This window comes from Parafrankia colletiae, from assembly GCF_001854655.1.
Classification (GTDB): Bacteria; Actinomycetota; Actinomycetes; order Frankiales; family Frankiaceae; genus Parafrankia; species Parafrankia colletiae.
Window position 1 is genome coordinate 373269 of sequence record NZ_MBLM01000108.1, and the last position, 16678, is coordinate 389946.

Genomic DNA, 16678 nt, shown 5'->3' on the forward strand with positions numbered 1-16678 from the left:
TGTGGAGCGCGGGCCAGTTGTGGCGGTTTGCCGTCCACGTTTGTCACCGATGCCCATCTCTGCGGGCACTGTCGGTCGGCCGGTGCATCACTCACCGGTGCCCTTCTCCGACCTTTGCGATCCGATCCGGGCTTCATGGTCTTCGGAGGTGGTTCGCCGGCTGGTTCGTCCGGGCGGTCCGAAGACACCTCCAATGTGGCGGCAGTGCCGGCGGTCGTGCCACCCGGCGCGGGCCCGCCGCGGGCTCCGTACGCTTGATGGGTGAACGAGTCACCTCGTGGCAGCTATGGCTCCACCGATGCACATCCCGGATACGACACGGTTCTCGTGATCGACTTCGGTGCGCAGTACGCCCAGTTGATCGCGCGCCGCGTTCGTGAGTGCCATGTGTACTCGGAGATCGTCCCGTGGGACACGCCGGTGGCGGAGATCCTGGCCCGCCGCCCGGCAGCGCTGATCCTGTCAGGGGGCCCGAAGTCGGTGTACTCGCCGGGTGCGCCGCGGGTCGATCCGGCGCTGTTCTCCGCCGGGGTCCCCGTCCTGGGGATCTGCTACGGCCACCAGGTGATGGCCCAGGCGCTGGACGGAACGGTCGCCCGCACGGGTACCGCCGAGTACGGCGCGACCCGCCTGCGCGTCGACGACCCTGGCGTGCTCTTCGCGGATCTGCCCACGTCGCAGCAGGTATGGATGTCCCACGGCGACTCCGTGACCGCGGCCCCGCCCGGCTTCCGGGTCACCGCCTCCACCCCGTCCACGCCGGTCGCCGCGTTCGAGGACCCCGCCCGTCGGCTCTACGGTGTGCAGTTCCACCCCGAGGTGGTGCACAGCGACCGCGGGATGGACGTCCTGCGTCACTTCCTGCTCGTGGGTGCGGGCTGCCGGCCGTCCTGGACCATGCTCAACATCGTCGATGAGGCGGTCGCCTCGGTGCGCAGGCAGGTCGGCGGCGGACGCCTCATCTGCGGGCTGTCCGGTGGAGTTGACTCCGCGGTGGCCGCCGCACTGGTACAGCGCGCGGTCGGTGAGGCGCTGACCTGTGTGTTCGTCGACCACGGGCTGCTGCGGGCCGGCGAGGCGGAGCAGGTCGAGCGGGACTTCGTCGCCTCCACCGGCGTCGACCTCGTTCACGTGAAGGCGGCCGACCGGTTCGCCGCGGCGCTGGCGGGAGTCACCGACCCGGAACAGAAGCGCAAGATCATCGGTCGGGAGTTCATCCGGGTCTTCGAGGAGGCCGCCCGCGAGCTCGATGCCCGCGCCGCCGAGACCGAGGGGACGCACATCGGTTTCCTGGTGCAGGGCACGCTCTACCCGGACGTCATCGAGTCCGGCTCGCCGACGGCCGCCAAGATCAAGTCGCATCACAACGTCGGCGGGCTGCCGGACGACCTTCAGTTCGCCCTGGTGGAGCCGCTGCGCACGCTGTTCAAGGACGAGGTTCGCCGGCTCGGCGAGGAACTCGGACTGCCCGAGGACATCGTCTGGCGGCAGCCGTTTCCCGGCCCCGGCCTGGYCGTGCGGATCATCGGCGAGGTGACGCCCGAACGGCTCGACATCGTGCGCGCCGCCGACGCGGTGGTACGCGAGGAGATCCGCAAGGCGGGTCTTGATCGGGAGATCTGGCAGGTCTTCGCGGTCCTGCTCGCGGACGTCCGGTCGGTGGGGGTGCAGGGCGACGAACGGACCTACGGCTGCCCCGTGGTCCTGCGTGCAGTGACCAGCGAGGACGCGATGACGGCGGACTGGGCCCGGCTGCCGGCGGCGCTGCTCGAGCGCATCAGCAACCGGGTCGTCAACGAGGTCCCACAGGTCAACCGGGTTGTCTACGACATCACGTCGAAGCCGCCCGGCACGATTGAGTGGGAGTAGCGAACGGGCCGCTGTCGGCGGCTCGCTGAGGCCTGCGGGCGGGCCGGTTCGCGCGCCCCTGCGCCCGCTTCGAGCCGCCGCTGCACCGCCGCACTGCAGCCGCGCTGCAGCTGCACCGCTGTTGCCGCTGTGGCGGCGGTGCGGCTGCAGTGCGGCGGAACCTGGCTGCGACGGGGCCACGCGCGTGGACCCGGCCGGGGGTGCGGTGGGCCTCGCCGAATCCGTCAGCAGGGCGTATGCAGCGATGTGTCGTGTTGGGAAATACATGTTTCGCCATTGCGGCGGTCGGTGTCGGTCAGTGTCGCAGTCGTGGATTTCATGCGGATGCGGCCGCTGGCGTCCGATAGCGGCTGCCAGGGTACGCGGATTGTGGCCGCGCTCCCGCCGGGTGCGCGGTAGGTCCCGTCCGGCGGGGTGAGTGCCGTGTCCCGGCGGACGGGGTGGCCGCTGTTCGGTTGTGGTGGGTCATCGGGATCTGCACACTCCGCGGTGACATCCCGTGGGTGTGTCAGCCGCTCATTCTCGCGCCGGTTGGTTGCGGGTTCGGCCGCTGGTTCGCGCGGCGTTCGTGGCGCGATGATTCACGCGCAGGCTCGCCGCTTGTTGGCCGCTCGGCATTGTCACTCTATGCGCCGGTAACGGTTCACTCGTTGTCGAACCGGACATTAGGGGATAATCGGCCCCTAACGCCGAAGTTGTTGACATAGAGCAACCCCTCTTCTCTGCTTCGGCGCCAATATCGCCCTTCCCTCGAGCGCTGGTCGCCGTAGGCGCTCGATCAGGTGTCGGGCTGGTGGGCCAGCCGCCCCTCCGTCCACGTGGGCGACGGGCGAACCACGCGGTGACGGGCGAACGCCTGGCGCGGGGCGCGGTTCCGCGCGGGATGGCCGGCTCAGGTCGGTGTGACCTGGGCGCGCCACCCGGTGCCGGGTCGAACGGGCGCCCGTCCAGGCAGTACGTGCGTGGACGGGCGTAGGGCTGGTTTGACTACGTCCCGGTCACGGCGCACCCTGGAGAGGTGCCGCAGTCCCTCATGGTGATTACGTAGGCGCGCGACCGCCCCGAGCGGGTCGCGCGCCGAGCCCTTCCGTCCTATGGCGGGGGGCTTTTTTGATTGCCGCGGCCGCAGGTGGAGGTGGCCGCCGAGCCACCAGGAGAGTGTTGATGACATCACCATCGGTACATCGGCCGCCGGCCATCGCTGCCCCGGCGTCCCCCGCAGACGATCCGGGCGGCACGGATGATGCCGACGGCGCCGGAGATCGCCAGGGCGGAGCAGTGGTCGCCTCCGCCCGGATCAGCATGCGGGTGGGCCTGCCCCGCCCGGACCGTGCCCGTCCGGCGCCGTCCGCGTGCCATGCGCTCGGTGCACGCACCGGCCCCCGCGGGCGGGACAACGCCACCCGGTCGGTCGGCGGGGCCGTGCTGCCGGTCGACACCGCCGACGTGTGGGCAGCGGCGGCCCGCCTGAGTGGTGTCGCGCGCCGAACCCGGATCGTCGTGGCCCCGGGGATCACCGGGGACCCGGGCTCACCGGTCTGGCTCAAGTGCGAGCACGAGCAGCACACCGGTTCGTTCAAGCTGCGTGGCGCCTACAACCGGATCGCTGCCGCGGGCCCGCGGGCCCGCGCTCGGGGGGTGGTGGCCGCGAGCGCGGGCAACCATGCCCAGGGTGTCGCCTTCGCCGCTGCCCGGTTCGGCGCCGCCGCGACGATCTTCGTACCGGAGGGCGCGAACCCGGCCAAGGTGGCCCGGACCCGCAGCCTGGGCGCCCGGGTCGAGCACGTCCCGGGAGGCGTGGACGCCGCGATCCGCACAGCCGCCGCCTTCGCCGCCGACAGCGGCGCGTTCCTGGTGCACCCGTTCGATGACGAGGCGGTCGTCGCCGGCCAGGGCACGGTCGGCCTGGAGCTCCTGGAGCAGATCCCGGACCTGTCGACCGTGATCACCGGGGTGGGTGGCGGCGGCCTGCTGTGCGGGCTGGCGGTGGCGATCAGGAACCAGCGCCCGGATGTCCGCGTGATCGGTGTCCAGGCGGCTGCTGCGCCCGCCTTCGCCGCCTCCTTCCACGCCGGCAGCCGCCTGACCGTGCCACCCGGGGGTGGCGCGTCCGATACCACGGCCGGCGACGGCCGCGAGCGGCCACCGGCGGGCACCGTCGCGGACGGGATGGCGGTAGGTGCCCCCGGTCGACTGACCCTCGCGCTGGCCGCACGACTGGTGGATGACGTCGTCACGGTCGACGAGGACGCCTTCTGGGACGGGATGGTCGTCCTGCGGCGTGCCGGCCACCGGGTGGAGCCCGCGGGTGCCGCCGGAGTCGCCGCACTGCTGCGGATGCCGCACCTCGCCTCCGGGCCGACAGCCGTCATCCTCTCCGGTGGCAACCTCGACCCGGCTGTCGACAGGCGGGTCGCGGCACTCGCCGCCGCGCGGGCGGGATGAGACCCGGCCGCCGACACCGGGGCCGGCGGTGGAAGTGTCGGACCCGCCCGGCATCATGACGCGGTGGCCGGCCTGACCACGGCGCCGGGCGGTTCGTCCGTCGAACGTACGATCGAGGTCTGATGAGCACTCTTTTCGACGACACCTTCGGCCCCGGGGGCCTGGTCGACGGCGGTTCGCCGGGCGGCCCGGCGGCYCCTGGCGGCCCTGGGCCGCGTGGTGGTGCCACAGGCGGTGATCGGCCCGACCCCGGCTTCGGCCCGGCAGTGCTGGAGGCCGGCGCAGGTCGCCCCCGACCGCCCCGCCTCGACCCCGACGAACTGCTGGAAGGGCTCAACCCCCAGCAGCACGCGGCCGTGGTGCACGCGGGCGCCCCGCTGCTCGTCGTCGCCGGTGCCGGGTCCGGTAAGACCCGGGTGCTGACCCACCGGATCGCCTACCTGCTGGCGGCCCGGGGTGCACGACCGGGGGAGATCCTCGCGATCACCTTCACGAACAAGGCCGCCGGCGAGATGCGGGAGCGGGTCGAGGMCCTTGTCGGTGGGCGGGCCCGGGCGATGTGGGTCAGCACCTTCCACTCGGCCTGTGTGCGCATCCTCCGCTCGGAGGCCGGCCRCCTCGGTTTCGGTTCCTCCTTCTCCATCTACGACGCGGCGGATGCGCAGCGCCTGATCACTCTGGTCACCCGGGATCTCGATCTCGACCCCAAGCGGCATACCGCCAAAGGGCTGGCGGTGGCCATCAGCGCCCTGAAGAACGAGCTCGTCGACTGGGAGGCGGCCAGGGACCGGGCAGCGAACCACATCGAGCGCACCGTCGCCGAGGTGTACGCCGCCTACCAGCAACGCCTCATGCAGGCGAACGCGCTGGACTTCGACGATCTGATCATGACCACGGTCAACCTGCTCCAGGCGTTCCCGGACGTCGCCGAGCACTACCGCCGCCGGTTCCGGCATGTGCTGGTCGACGAGTACCAGGACACCAACCACGCCCAGTACGTCCTCATCCGCGAGCTCGTCGGCCGGCCGGGCCGGGCAGGTGCGGCCGACTCGGGCGACCCCGGGACAGGGGCCGAGGCCGGTGCCGGTGCGGTCCCGCCGTCCGGGGCGGTTCCTCCGGGGGAGCTGTGCGTGGTCGGTGACGCCGACCAGTCGATCTACGCGTTCCGCGGGGCGAACATCCGCAACATCGTCGAGTTCGAGAAGGACTTCCCGAACGCGGCCGTCATCCTGCTGGAGCAGAACTACCGGTCCACCCAGACCATTCTCTCGGCGGCCAACGCGGTCATCGCCCGCAACGCCCAGCGCAAGCCCAAGCGCCTGTGGTCCGACGCCGGTGACGGCGAGCGGATCGTCGGGTTCGTCGCCGACAACGAGCACGACGAGGCCGCCTTCGTCGCCGAGGAGATCGACCGTCTCGGCGACGAGAAGCTGGCCCGGCCGGCAGACGTCGCGGTCTTCTACCGGACGAACGCCCAGAGCCGCGTGTTCGAGGAGATCTTCATCCGGGTCGGCCTGCCCTACCGGGTCGTCGGCGGCGTCCGCTTCTACGAGCGGCGTGAGGTCCGTGACCTCCTCGCCTACCTGCGGGTACTGGCCAACCCGACGGACACGGTGAACCTGCGGCGCATCCTCAACGTCCCCCGCCGGGGCATCGGGGACCGCGCCGAGGCGATGCTGTCGGCCTTCGCGGAGCGGGAGCGGATCCCGTTCGCGGAGGCGCTCACCCGGGTCGACGAGGTGCCCGGCGTCGCCACCCGGTCGGCCCGCTCCGTTCGGGACTTCGCCGCGTTGCTCGACGGCCTGCGCGAGCTGCTGCCCGAGGGCCCGCTGGCGGTGATCGAAGCCGCGCTGGAGCGGACCGGCTACCTTTCCGAGCTCGTCGCCGAGGACACGATCGAGGCTCAGGGCCGGGTCGAGAACCTGCGTGAGCTGGTCGGGGTTGTCCAGGAGTTCGCCGAGCGGCGCCCCGAGGGCACGCTCGCCGAGTTCCTGGAGCAGGTGTCCCTCGTCGCCGACGCCGACCAGATCCCCGACGACGACGGCTCCGACGGGGTGGTCACGCTGATGACCCTGCACAGCGCCAAGGGTCTGGAGTTCCCGGTGGTCTTCCTCACCGGGCTTGAGGACGGTGTGTTCCCGCATCTGCGTACTCTCGGCGACCCGACCGGGCTGGAGGAGGAGCGGCGGCTCGCCTACGTCGGCGTCACCCGTGCCCGCGCCAGGCTCTACCTCACCCGGTCACAGGTGCGCAGCGCCTGGGGGCAGCCGGCCTACAACCCGCCGTCGCGGTTCCTGGGCGAGGTTCCCGAGTCGCTTGTCGACTGGCGCCGGCTACCCGAGCCGGCCCCGGCCCCCGCGGGTGGCCGGTTCTCCAGCGGCTCGGGCGGGTCCGGCAGCTTCGGGTCCGGTGGGTCCGGGTCTGGGTCAGGCGGGGCAGGGCCCCGGCCGCAGAACTCCCCGTTCGCGGCGCGGAGCGCCCGGCCGGCCAGCCGCCCCATCGTCGACCTGAGCCCTGGCGACCGGGTCACCCATGACACCTTCGGCCTCGGGGTCGTCGTCGCGACCAGCGGGGTCGGCGACTCCCGCCAGGCGAAGGTGGACTTCGGCTCCGGCACGGGCACGAAGGACCTGCTGCTGCGGTACGCCCCGGTGGAGAAGCTCTGACGGACCCCGGCTGGTCGCGGGACGCCCCGCGACCAGCCGGGACCGGCGGGATCGTGGTTCACCGGCTGCCCCGGAGCTGGCGGCCCGGCGGTCAGTAATGGACGCCGTGGCCGGCGAGCCAGGTCAGCGGGTCGACCTTGGTCCCGTACTGGCCGTTCAGTCGGACCTCGAAATGCAGATGCGGCCCGGTGGACTTGCCGGTGTTGCCCTCCAGGCCGATCTGTTGGCCGGTGGCGACCTCCTGGCCAAGCCGAACATCGATACGGGAGAGATGGCCGTAGCTGGTGACCACGTTGTTCTCGTGCATGATCTGCACGAAGTTCCCGTATCCCGTCTCCCAGCCCGCATAGATCACCGTCCCGCGATGCGCGGCGTGGATCGGTGTTCCGTGGGTGGCGCCGAAATCCACCCCGATGTGATGGTTCGAGCCGCCGAAGCCCTGGGTGATCCGGGCCTCGATGGGGCGCACCCAGCGCGCCGCCTCGGCCCGCTCCGCCTCCGCGGCGATCGCCGCGTTGCGCTGGGCCACGACGGCGAGGGCCTCCCGGCCGACGATCTCGTCGCGGGCCTGGAGCAGGTCACCCAGCCGGCGTTGCGCCTCCGCGGCCTCGCCGTCGACGGAGCCGTCGCCGTGCAGATCGTCCGTGCCGCCGGCGGCGACCACGACCTGCGTGGTCACGGCGCTGCCGCCGGCCTGCACGCTGCTGCCGGCCGGAAGCGAGGACGCTCCGACCACGGTGCCGGGAGGACCGGCCTCCAGCTGCGCCGGCGCCTCGGAATGCGCGATGCCGGTCGTATTGATCATGGCCAGGCCGATGGTCGAAACCACCGCCGTGGCAACTCCTGTACGCCGTAGCTGAACGGCGGCGAATCCCGATCTACCGGGCACGGACGCGCCCCGCCCGTCAACGGGCGGGGCATTTCTGCGTCGGCGTTCTCCGTGCTCGGATCTCGGGAACTGCGGTCGCGTCAACGCGCACTCCCATGGTCGCAAGGCACCCGCCGGATGACCGGTCGGGAGGAGGGATCCCATAAACCGAGGAGGAGGCTACACCGTCCGTTTCGGACAGATGCTTCCAACTAGCCGCAAAGGTGTAGCACCTTCGTGCCGATCTGCGGACGTCCGTGCCGGTGTGGGGGCGGGTGCCAGCACGCCGGCGATCATGTGTGCGACCGCGCTGCTGAACGGCAGACTGTGGTGTCCAGCCCCGTCCACCAGGATGTTCTCGGCGATCAGGTCGGGGTGGATGAGCCTCGCCTCGTCCGGGCGGACGATCGTGTCCAGGCCGCCCGCGACAGCGACGAAGCGGGTCCCGATCCCGGGCGCCGGCTCGTCGAGGTCACGCAGGAGCGACGACCCTGGCCGCAGCTGGGCCAGGACCCGGTAGGCGACCACCCGGGGGAGCCGGCGGGCGAGTCGGGTCCCGTTGTGCGGCGTCGCCAGCGTCACCAGGGTGCGGACGTGGTCGCCGCCGCCGAGCCGCTGCACGTAGTAGCGGGCCACGAGCCCGCCGAGCGAATGGGCGACGATGTGCACGCCGGGATGCCCGTGCCGCCCGACGACCTGGCGGACCGTCTCGGCGAGCTGCTCCGCCGCGGCCTCGACACTGGTCGCGAACAGCGGGACGTCGATCTCCGTCACGGTCGTGAAGCCGCGCCGGCGCAGGGAGCGCTCCAGTCGGGCGAACACCGACCGGTTGTCGACCAGACCGTGCACCAGCAGCACCGGTGTGCGCGCGGTCGTCGGGTCCCCGACGATCAACCCCCGCTGCAGAGGAGTCAGATCGCCGAGGYGGTAGTGGTCGGCCGGGCCACCGTCGCGCCGGCGCCCGATCACGGCGGCCGGGTAGAGCACGGCATGGGTGGCGATGCAGGCCGCCTCGACCACGAGCCCCTTCATCCCGTCGAGCTGGGGCGCTGCGATCCGGGTGAACAGCCGGGTGTCGATGACCGTCCCCTTCGTGCGGGCCTGCGTTGGTGGCAGGGCGGGTGACCGACGCTACTGAAAGCCACCCAAGCCTGTCGACCATTTCGTCTTTCTTGCCGCAAGGCGGACGTAGCTGTCACTCTTGGTAAGCACATCCAGAAGATCCCTGACGCGGTGTGTCAGACCGGGCAGATCGGTGTCGCTGCGGGCGAGGACGCCGTCCGCGAAGCCCAACCTGGTCAGGTCGCGGGGAAGCAGGCCTGCGCTGTCCGCGGCTGCGGCCGGGGTGATCCGCAGGGTGGTGGCTGCGCCCTCCGGTGACAGAGCGGTCAGATAGCCGTCGGGAGACAGCAGGACGACGTCGGTGCAGCAGGCAGCGAGCGCACCGCCGGAACCGCCCTCGCCAAGAACGATCGAGATCGTCGGGGAGGGACAGCCGAGCACGGCTGCCATCGCCGCGCCGATCTCCCTCGCGACACCGCCCGCCTCGGCCGCCGGCCCGCAGGCCGCCCCGGGCGTGTCGACCAGGGTGATCAGGGGCAGTCCCAGCCGCCCGGCGAGGTCGGCCGCGCGGGTGAGCAGGCGGTAGCCGTCCGGGCCGGGTGCCTCGTCGCGTCCGGCCGCCAGGGCGACTCCGACAACCGGTGTGCCGGCCAGCCGGCCGGCCCGAGCCCGCACCGTCCGGTCCGGACCGGCGAGGTCCACGCCGTCGGGCAGCAGGTCGCCGAGGATGAGCCCGGCGGCCCGGCGGGGCCCGCGCCGCGCGACCTGTACCTGTTCCCACCCGCTGCGGTGGTCTTCCGCGTTGCCGTTCTCGCCGTCGCCGTCGCCGTCGCCGTCGGCCGGAGCCCTGTGGGTGACCGCGGTCGCTGGTCTCGGGGGTCCGACCGAGCAGAGTGCCCGACGGAGCCAGTCCGCGACCTCGGACGGCTCGACGGCCGCGTCCACCAGCCCCGCGGCCTGTGCGGACAGCGCGGTATGACTGTTCGGCGGTGGCAGTTCACCGGTCACGGCGGCGACGACCCTGGGTCCGGCGAAGCCGACGGTCGCGCCGAGGACCGCGCAGCGCAGATCAGCCCGGGACCCCACGGTGACCCACATGCCACCGGTGGTGGGATGGTCCGAAACAGCGATGTGCGCGAGGCCGGCGCGGGCCACGTCGCCGAGGGCGAGGGACACCCGGGCCAGGCCCACGAGTCCGGCGACGCCTTCCTGAAGACGGGTCCCGCCACTGCGGACCAGAGACACCAGCGGCCAGGCGCCGGCGACCGCCGCCCCGGCCGCGGCGGTGAAGGCGGCCGCGTCGGCCTCGCCGAAGCTGCCCCCGTGGACGGTGAAGTCCCACACCGCGACAACCGCCGGCACCCCCTCGACCGGGCCGGTTCCCCACCACAGCGCCGGCCGGCCGTCGTAGTCCGGCCAGTGCAGGCGGTTGGGCGCGCCCGGGCTGGCGGGCCGGCGAATGACATCGGCCAGCAGCGCGGCCCGCCAGTCCGTGGCCGGTGGGATGCTCCTGCGTTGCGCCATGCCTACAGATGTTCGCTGCTGCCGGGGTCAGCGGTGCCACGCTGTGTGGGATCGGTCTCGCATGGGTACCCCGCCGGCACGGGCAGTGGTCGGTCCGTCCGGAATGCGCGTCGCGGGTGCCGTCCCGGATGCTCCGTCCGCGGTCGCCGCGCCGGTCGCCACCCGTCGCCGACCACTTCCTCATGCGTCATATGGTTCGGAATACTCTGGTCTGCTCTGCTCCTGGAGCGGTCATGTTCGGTGCAGGCCCGGGCGAGGGGAGTCATGCTCACACCGCTGACGGAGGAAGACCCGAGACAGGTTGGCCGCTACCGGCTGCACAACCGCATCGGTTCCGGTGGCATGGGAACCGTCTATCTCGGCTTCACTCCGGATTCCGAACCGGTCGCGGTCAAGGTCGCAGCCGCTGAGCTGTCCGAGGACGCCGAGTTCCGGTTCCGCTTCGAGCGTGAGGTCCGTGCGGCGCTGCGGGTGCGCGGCGGAGCCGTGGCCAGCGTGCTCGACGCGGACACGACCGCGTCCCAGCCATGGATGGTGACCGAGTACGTCGAAGGTGTGAACCTGGCCGACGCTGTCCGTCGCCGGGGGCGGCTGGAACCCCACCTGGTGCGCGGGCTGGCGGTCGGGCTCGCGGACGCGCTGGTGGCCATTCACTCGGTGGGCGTTGTCCACCGTGACCTGAAGCCGTCGAACATCCTGCTGGCCTGGGACGGCCCGAAGGTCATCGACTTCGGGATCGCCCAGCTCACCGACAGTGCGACGCTCACGCGCAGCGGCCACGTCATCGGCACTCTCGCGTGGATGGCGCCCGAGCAGATGCGCGGCGAGGCAGCCGGGACCGCGGCGGACGTCTTCGCCTGGGCGAGCTGCGTGACCTACGCTGCGACCGGGCGGCACCCCTTCCACGCTGAGGCTCCCGACCTGCTGGCGCAGCGCGTCCAGCGTGACGAGCCCGATCTCGACCATCTTCCCGGCTACCTGCGCGGGCTGGTCGCCCAGGCGCTGTCGAAGGCACCGCAGGACCGGCCGGGCCCGGCCGGTGTGCTGGCCGCGCTGGTCGGCCACGAGGTCCACGGCGTCGCCGACGCGGACCGGGCCGCCGGATCCGTCCTGGAACAGACCTGGACGGGGCCGTCTCCCGCCTTCGGGGTCTCCGCTCCCGACTCGCCGACCCCGGCGCGCCCGACTCCGGTCGCGAGCCCTCAGCCGCCGCAGCGTGCGGGGCCCGTCGGCCCGCCACCCCCGGCGTCGTCCTTCCGTGCCACCTCCGGCCCGGGTGTCGCGGGGCGGGGCACGAGTCCGTCGTGGGGCCCGGCACGCGACTCGGCGCGACAGCCGCCGCCGGCCCATCCCGTCCCTCCGGCCAGCCCCCCGTCGTTCTCCGAGCCGGCGGCGCGGGTCCCGATGTCGCCGCCGAGCTACCCGCTGCCGGCGTCGCCGCCCGGAAGCCCGCCGCCCGGAAGCCGGCCGCCGGGAAGCCCCCTGCCCGGTGGACCGCCGGCCGTCGGGTGGGAGCAGCACCGCCAGGGGAAGGGAGAGGCCCCGAACCGCGGCGAGCCGACCTTCCGCCCGGCTGATGCCGTCCCGCTCACCGCGCCACCGGATCCGCGGTCGTGGCAGATGGGGCAGGGTCCGGACCCGTCGGGAGCGGCGGCTGGGCTGCCATCCGGGCCCCGGGTCGTCGGGCCGCCGCCTGCGCCGCCAGGCCCGCGCACGGCGGGGGTGGCGGGGGTGCGGATGCGGCTGTTGGAGCAGTGGAACACCTGCGCACTGCTCTCTCTTGCCCTCGGCATCCTGTGGATCTTCGGGGTGGGCAGCATCGCCGCGGTGGTTCTGGGTCTGGTCGCCCGGCTGCAGCTGCGCCGTCATCCGCGGCGCGGGACGTTCGCCGCCACGCTCGGCATCGGTTTGGGCTGGCTCGGCATCGTGAGTGCTCTTGTCATCGGCACCGCGGTCTGGGTGGTTTTCTGACCGATAACGCGGATCTGACTGCGTTCGCCCCCTCCGTAGGCTGATCAGTGTACGGATCGGGGCGTGTGAGATCGGACATATCCACGTCCACCGTCGGGCTATGGGAACATGCGGCCTCCGGCAGGGTCGGAGCCCGGTGACTGTCCGCCACGCGGCGTGATGCTGGGTGGTGCCCCTTCGGTTGCCGGTGCCGCCGGCTGTCCGGGCCGCGAATTGAACCGAAACATGCCTGTCTGACGCGGTTCTGCGTGCACGGGAGCCGCCACGAAAGCGCGCGGGCCCGCTGGGTCGAGGGTCCCCTGTGACGGGTCGGGGTCGGGGGTGTCGCGGTCAGGGAGGTGACCGGGATCAACGTCGGGCCGCTGTCCGGCTCCGAGCGTCCCAGGAGCCTCGTCAGTAGGCTCGCAGGCGTTCTGTGCATCCCCTGACCGACCGCATCCGACTGGACGGACCGTGGATCTCTTCGAATATCAGGCGAAGAAGCTTTTCGCCGAACATGGCGTACCGGTACCCACCGGGAGGATTGCCACAACCCCTGAACAGGCACGTGAGATCGCGACCGAGCTTGGCGGCAAGGTGGTCGTCAAGGCTCAGGTCAAGGCCGGAGGCCGCGGCAAGGCCGGCGGTGTGAAGGTCGCCGACGGACCGGACGACGCGTTCGCGAGGGCGTCGGACATCCTGGGGATGGACATCAAGGGCCACACGGTCCACTCCGTCCTCGTCGAGCAGGCGAGCAACATCGCCGAGGAGTACTACGCCTCCTTCCTGCTCGACCGCGCCAACCGGACCTTCCTGGCCATGGCCTCCCGCGAGGGCGGCATGGAGATCGAGGAGGTCGCTGCCACCAATCCCGGTGCCCTGGCGCGCATCCACATCGACCCGCTGACCGGCGTCGACGCGGCGAAGGCCCGCGAGATCGCGGTCGCGGCCAAGCTGCCGGAAGCGGCGCTCGACGGCGCCTCCACGCTGCTGGTGAAGCTGTGGGAGGTGTTCGTCAGGTCCGACGCCACGCTGGTCGAGGTGAACCCGCTGATCCTCACCGGTGACGGCCGGGTCATCGCGCTCGACGGCAAGGTCTCCCTGGACGAGAACGCGGACTTCCGGCACCCGGAGAACGCCGAGCTCGTCGACGTCGCCGCGGTGGACCCGCTGGAGCAGAAGGCCAAGGAGAAGGGCCTCAACTACGTCAAGCTCGAGGGCCAGGTCGGCATCATCGGCAACGGTGCCGGCCTCGTCATGTCGACGCTGGACGTCGTGACGTACGCCGGTGAGGAGTTCGGTGGCCAGCGGCCGGCGAACTTCCTCGACATCGGCGGTGGCGCGTCGGCCGAGGTCATGGCGAACGGTCTGTCGATCATCCTGAGCGACCCGTCCGTCAAGAGCGTCTTCGTCAACATCTTCGGTGGGATCACGGCCTGCGACGCCGTCGCGAACGGCATCGTCCAGGCTCTCGCCATCGTTGGGAACGTCACCACCCCGCTGGTGGTGCGCCTCGACGGCAACAACGCCGAGGAGGGCCGCCGGATTCTGAAGGAGGCCAACCTCGCGGTGGTCAAGCCGGTGGACACGATGGACGGCGCGGCGAAGCTCGCCGCCGAGCTCGCCGCGGCTGCGGCCTGACCTGGGTCGGAGGACACAACCGATGGCAATCTGGMTTGACGAGAACAGCCGCGTGGTGGTGCAGGGCATCACCGGCGGCGAGGGCAGCAAGCACACTCGGCGGATGCTGGCCGCGGGCACCAAGGTCGTCGCCGGTGTGAACGCGCGCAAGGTCGGTCAGCAGGTCGAGGGCGTTCCGGTCTTCGGGTCGGTGGCCGACGCCATGGCCGAGACCGGTGCGAACGTCTCCGTGATCTTCGTTCCGCCGAAGTTCACGAAGGACGCCGCGATCGAGGCCGTCGACGCCGCGATCCCGCTCGCCGTGGTGATCACCGAGGGCGTGCCGGTGCATGACACCACCGAGTTCTTTGCCTACTCCCAGTCAAAGGGCACGACTCGGATCATCGGCCCGAACTGCCCGGGTATCGCCAGCCCCGGTGCCTCGAACGCCGGCATCATCCCCGCCGACATCACCCCGGGTGGGCGGATCGGTCTGGTGAGCAAGAGCGGCACGCTCACCTACCAGATGATGTACGAACTGCGTGAGTTCGGGTTTAGCACATGCGTCGGTATCGGTGGCGACCCTGTCATCGGGACGACACATATTGATGCCCTCGACGCCTTCGAGGCCGATCCCGCCACCGCGGCGATCGTCATGATTGGCGAGATCGGCGGAGATGCAGAGGAGCGCGCGGCGGCCCACATCGAGGCGCACGTGACGAAGCCCGTCGTCGGCTACGTCGCGGGTTTCACCGCCCCGGAGGGCAAGACGATGGGCCACGCCGGCGCCATCGTCTCCGGCTCCTCGGGCACCGCGCAGGCGAAGAAGGAGGCTCTGGAGAAGGCCGGCGTGCGCGTCGGCAAGACCCCGAGCGAAACCGCACGGCTGATGGCTGACATCATGCGGTCGCTGTAACACTGTTCGCGGGGGGTCTTCTTCTGCCACGAGGGAGGCCCCCGCGTCGGGCGGTCCAGGAGTTTTTGGGTCGCGGGGCGGGGGGCGCGGACGCGAACGCTTTCCGTCTTGCGGCCTTGCTGTAAGACTCCTGTTGCGGTCAGGATGGGTCGTGGGAAGATGGTCGGCCCACCTGACCGACCGACCAGACGAAGTGGGGATTCCTGTCGTGGTACAAATCGGTGGTCGTAGCGTCGCGACCAACGACGTCGGTGTGATCGGCGCCGGCGCCGCAACGTTCATCTTCAGTTTCCTGCCGTGGTTCTCCATTAGCACGGACTTCTTCGGCTCATCCGTTTCGGACAGCTTCAGCGGGTGGAGCACCGATCCCAAAGGCTGGTTCTGGGGCTGGCTGGCGATCCTGCTGGTGATCGCGGTGGCGGGCCTCGTCTCGGCACTGACGTTCGCGAACCTGCGTCTGCCCACGCTGCCCGTCCCGCTGACCGCGGTGCTGGCCGGTGCATCCGGCCTGGCGGTGCTCCTGATCATCATCCGGTGGATCGCCTACCCGTCCCTCCCGAGCGGCTACGACGGCGGGGCCTCCTTCGGCCTGTTCATCGTCCTCATCGCGGCCATCGTGCAGACGGTGTTCAACGTGCTGAACCTGCGCGCCGGGTCCGGTGTCGCCGGTAACCCCCCGTCGTCCGGTGGTGGCTACCCGGGCCAGAACCAGCCGCCCTACGGCCAGCCGCCCGCCGGGTACGGGCAGCCGTACGGTCAGCAGCAGCCCGGCTACGGGCAGCCGCCGACGGGCGGGTACGGCCAGCAGCAGCCCGGTGGCTACGGTCAGCAGCCTCCGCAGGGTTACGGTCAGCAGCCCCCGCAGGGCGGCTATGGCCAGCAGCAGCAGCCTGGCTATGGTCAGCAGCAGCCCGGCTACGGGCAGCCGCCGACGGGYGGGTACGGCCAGCAGCAGCCCGGTGGCTACGGTCAGCAGCCTCCGCAGGGTTACGGTCAGCAGCCCCCGCAGGGCGGCTATGGCCAGCAGCAGCCCGGCTATGGTCAGCCGCCCTCCGACCGCTGAGTCGATTCGCCGGCCGCCACCAGCCCTCGCTGTTCCGACGGCCGAGGGCACCGGTGCGCGCTCCGGCGACCACTTCGGCCCTGGCCTGGCCAGGGCAGGAATCCTCGCTGGTGGTCTCCTGGTCGTCCTGTCGGTCTTCCTGCCCTGGTCCGTCCCGGTCGACAGCTCCTACCGGAGCTCCGCCGCCGGATCGGATCTCGGCCTTGCGGCGATCCTGGCAATGGGCCTCGGCGCCGGGCTGACCTCCGTGGTCGTCCTGCCGGCGGCGGCGCGGCGGGTCCCTGCCCTGGGCCGGGTGGCCACCCGCGGGCGGCTCCCGGTGCCGGCCGCCGGCACGGCCATGCTGCTGGCCGGCGGCGCGGTGCTGGCCGTCGTGGTCGTCTGGCTGACGATGCCCGCCTTCGTCGATCCGGTCCTGCCCGCCCGCTCCATGGCGGGCAGGACGCGGATGCCTGCCACCGCCGGTACCGGGCTGTACGCGGCCCTGGCGGGCACCAGCGCCGAGCTGGCTGCCTGCGCCTGGGCCGTGCGGCGCCCGCAGCGGCCGTAGGCTTGTGCACGGCCGTGGGGCAGCTGCCGCGCAGGCGGTGGCCCGGATGCCGGGCGGCCGGTGAACACGCCACCTGAGTGGGGGCACAGGGCCGGGAACCTTATCGGCCCGGCCTGCCGGCGTGGGGTTTTCTCCCTGTCCTGTT

The 16678-nt window shown here is 71.7% G+C and carries 11 protein-coding genes; 8 read left to right on the top strand and 3 right to left on the bottom strand.

The genetic code is table 11. From position 1 onward, the window contains the following. Positions 1 to 261: 261 nt before the first annotated feature. From guaA to pcrA, 3 genes are all read left to right on the top strand, one after another. Positions 262 to 1869 carry a glutamine-hydrolyzing GMP synthase gene (guaA, locus tag CC117_RS12780; protein WP_071083908.1) on the top strand — a complete coding sequence of 536 codons (1608 nt, stop codon included), beginning with the start codon at positions 262 to 264 and terminating at the stop codon, positions 1867 to 1869. Between the two features lie 1164 nt (positions 1870 to 3033). After that, entirely contained in the window at positions 3034 to 4314 is a 1281-nt protein-coding gene (locus CC117_RS12785; protein WP_241830052.1) for a threonine ammonia-lyase, read from the top strand. 122 nt (positions 4315 to 4436) lie between these two features. Beyond that, positions 4437 to 6980 carry a DNA helicase PcrA gene (gene pcrA / locus CC117_RS12790; RefSeq protein WP_071083910.1) on the top strand — a complete coding sequence of 848 codons (2544 nt, stop codon included), beginning with the start codon at positions 4437 to 4439 and terminating at the stop codon, positions 6978 to 6980. A gap of 91 nt (positions 6981 to 7071) precedes the next feature. Here the strand turns inward: pcrA and CC117_RS12795 are convergent, their stop codons facing one another. From CC117_RS12795 to CC117_RS12805, 3 genes are all read right to left on the bottom strand, one after another. Continuing rightward, complete coding sequence (locus CC117_RS12795) at positions 7072 to 7809, bottom strand: M23 family metallopeptidase (protein ID WP_071083911.1); 738 nt, start codon at positions 7807 to 7809, stop codon at positions 7072 to 7074. Between the two features lie 219 nt (positions 7810 to 8028). Next, the gene (locus tag CC117_RS12800; protein ID WP_071083912.1) at positions 8029 to 8880 is read right to left on the bottom strand and encodes a lipase family alpha/beta hydrolase; all 852 of its coding nucleotides are present in this window, start codon (positions 8878 to 8880) and stop codon (positions 8029 to 8031) included. A gap of 99 nt (positions 8881 to 8979) precedes the next feature. Then, complete coding sequence (locus CC117_RS12805; RefSeq protein ID WP_071083913.1) at positions 8980 to 10434, bottom strand: carboxyl transferase domain-containing protein; 1455 nt, start codon at positions 10432 to 10434, stop codon at positions 8980 to 8982. A gap of 264 nt (positions 10435 to 10698) precedes the next feature. On the opposite strand from CC117_RS12805, the gene CC117_RS12810 reads away from it, so the two are divergent. From CC117_RS12810 to CC117_RS12830, 5 genes are all read left to right on the top strand, one after another. Continuing rightward, positions 10699 to 12405 (top strand): protein kinase domain-containing protein, encoded by a 1707-nt coding sequence (locus tag CC117_RS12810; RefSeq protein WP_071083914.1) that lies wholly within the window; start codon positions 10699 to 10701, stop codon positions 12403 to 12405. 453 nt (positions 12406 to 12858) lie between these two features. Further along, positions 12859 to 14025 (top strand): ADP-forming succinate--CoA ligase subunit beta, encoded by a 1167-nt coding sequence (gene sucC, locus CC117_RS12815; RefSeq protein ID WP_071083915.1) that lies wholly within the window; start codon positions 12859 to 12861, stop codon positions 14023 to 14025. Between the two features lie 22 nt (positions 14026 to 14047). Beyond that, positions 14048 to 14920, top strand: coding sequence for a succinate--CoA ligase subunit alpha (sucD, locus tag CC117_RS12820; protein ID WP_071083916.1), 873 nt, complete (start codon positions 14048 to 14050; stop codon positions 14918 to 14920). Between the two features lie 208 nt (positions 14921 to 15128). Next, the gene (locus CC117_RS12825) at positions 15129 to 15983 is read left to right on the top strand and encodes a hypothetical protein (RefSeq protein WP_071083917.1); all 855 of its coding nucleotides are present in this window, start codon (positions 15129 to 15131) and stop codon (positions 15981 to 15983) included. Continuing rightward, the gene (locus tag CC117_RS12830) at positions 15958 to 16533 is read left to right on the top strand and encodes a hypothetical protein (RefSeq protein WP_116287773.1); all 576 of its coding nucleotides are present in this window, start codon (positions 15958 to 15960) and stop codon (positions 16531 to 16533) included. Before CC117_RS12825 ends, CC117_RS12830 begins: the two co-directional genes overlap by 26 nt. Positions 16534 to 16678 lie beyond the last annotated feature (145 nt).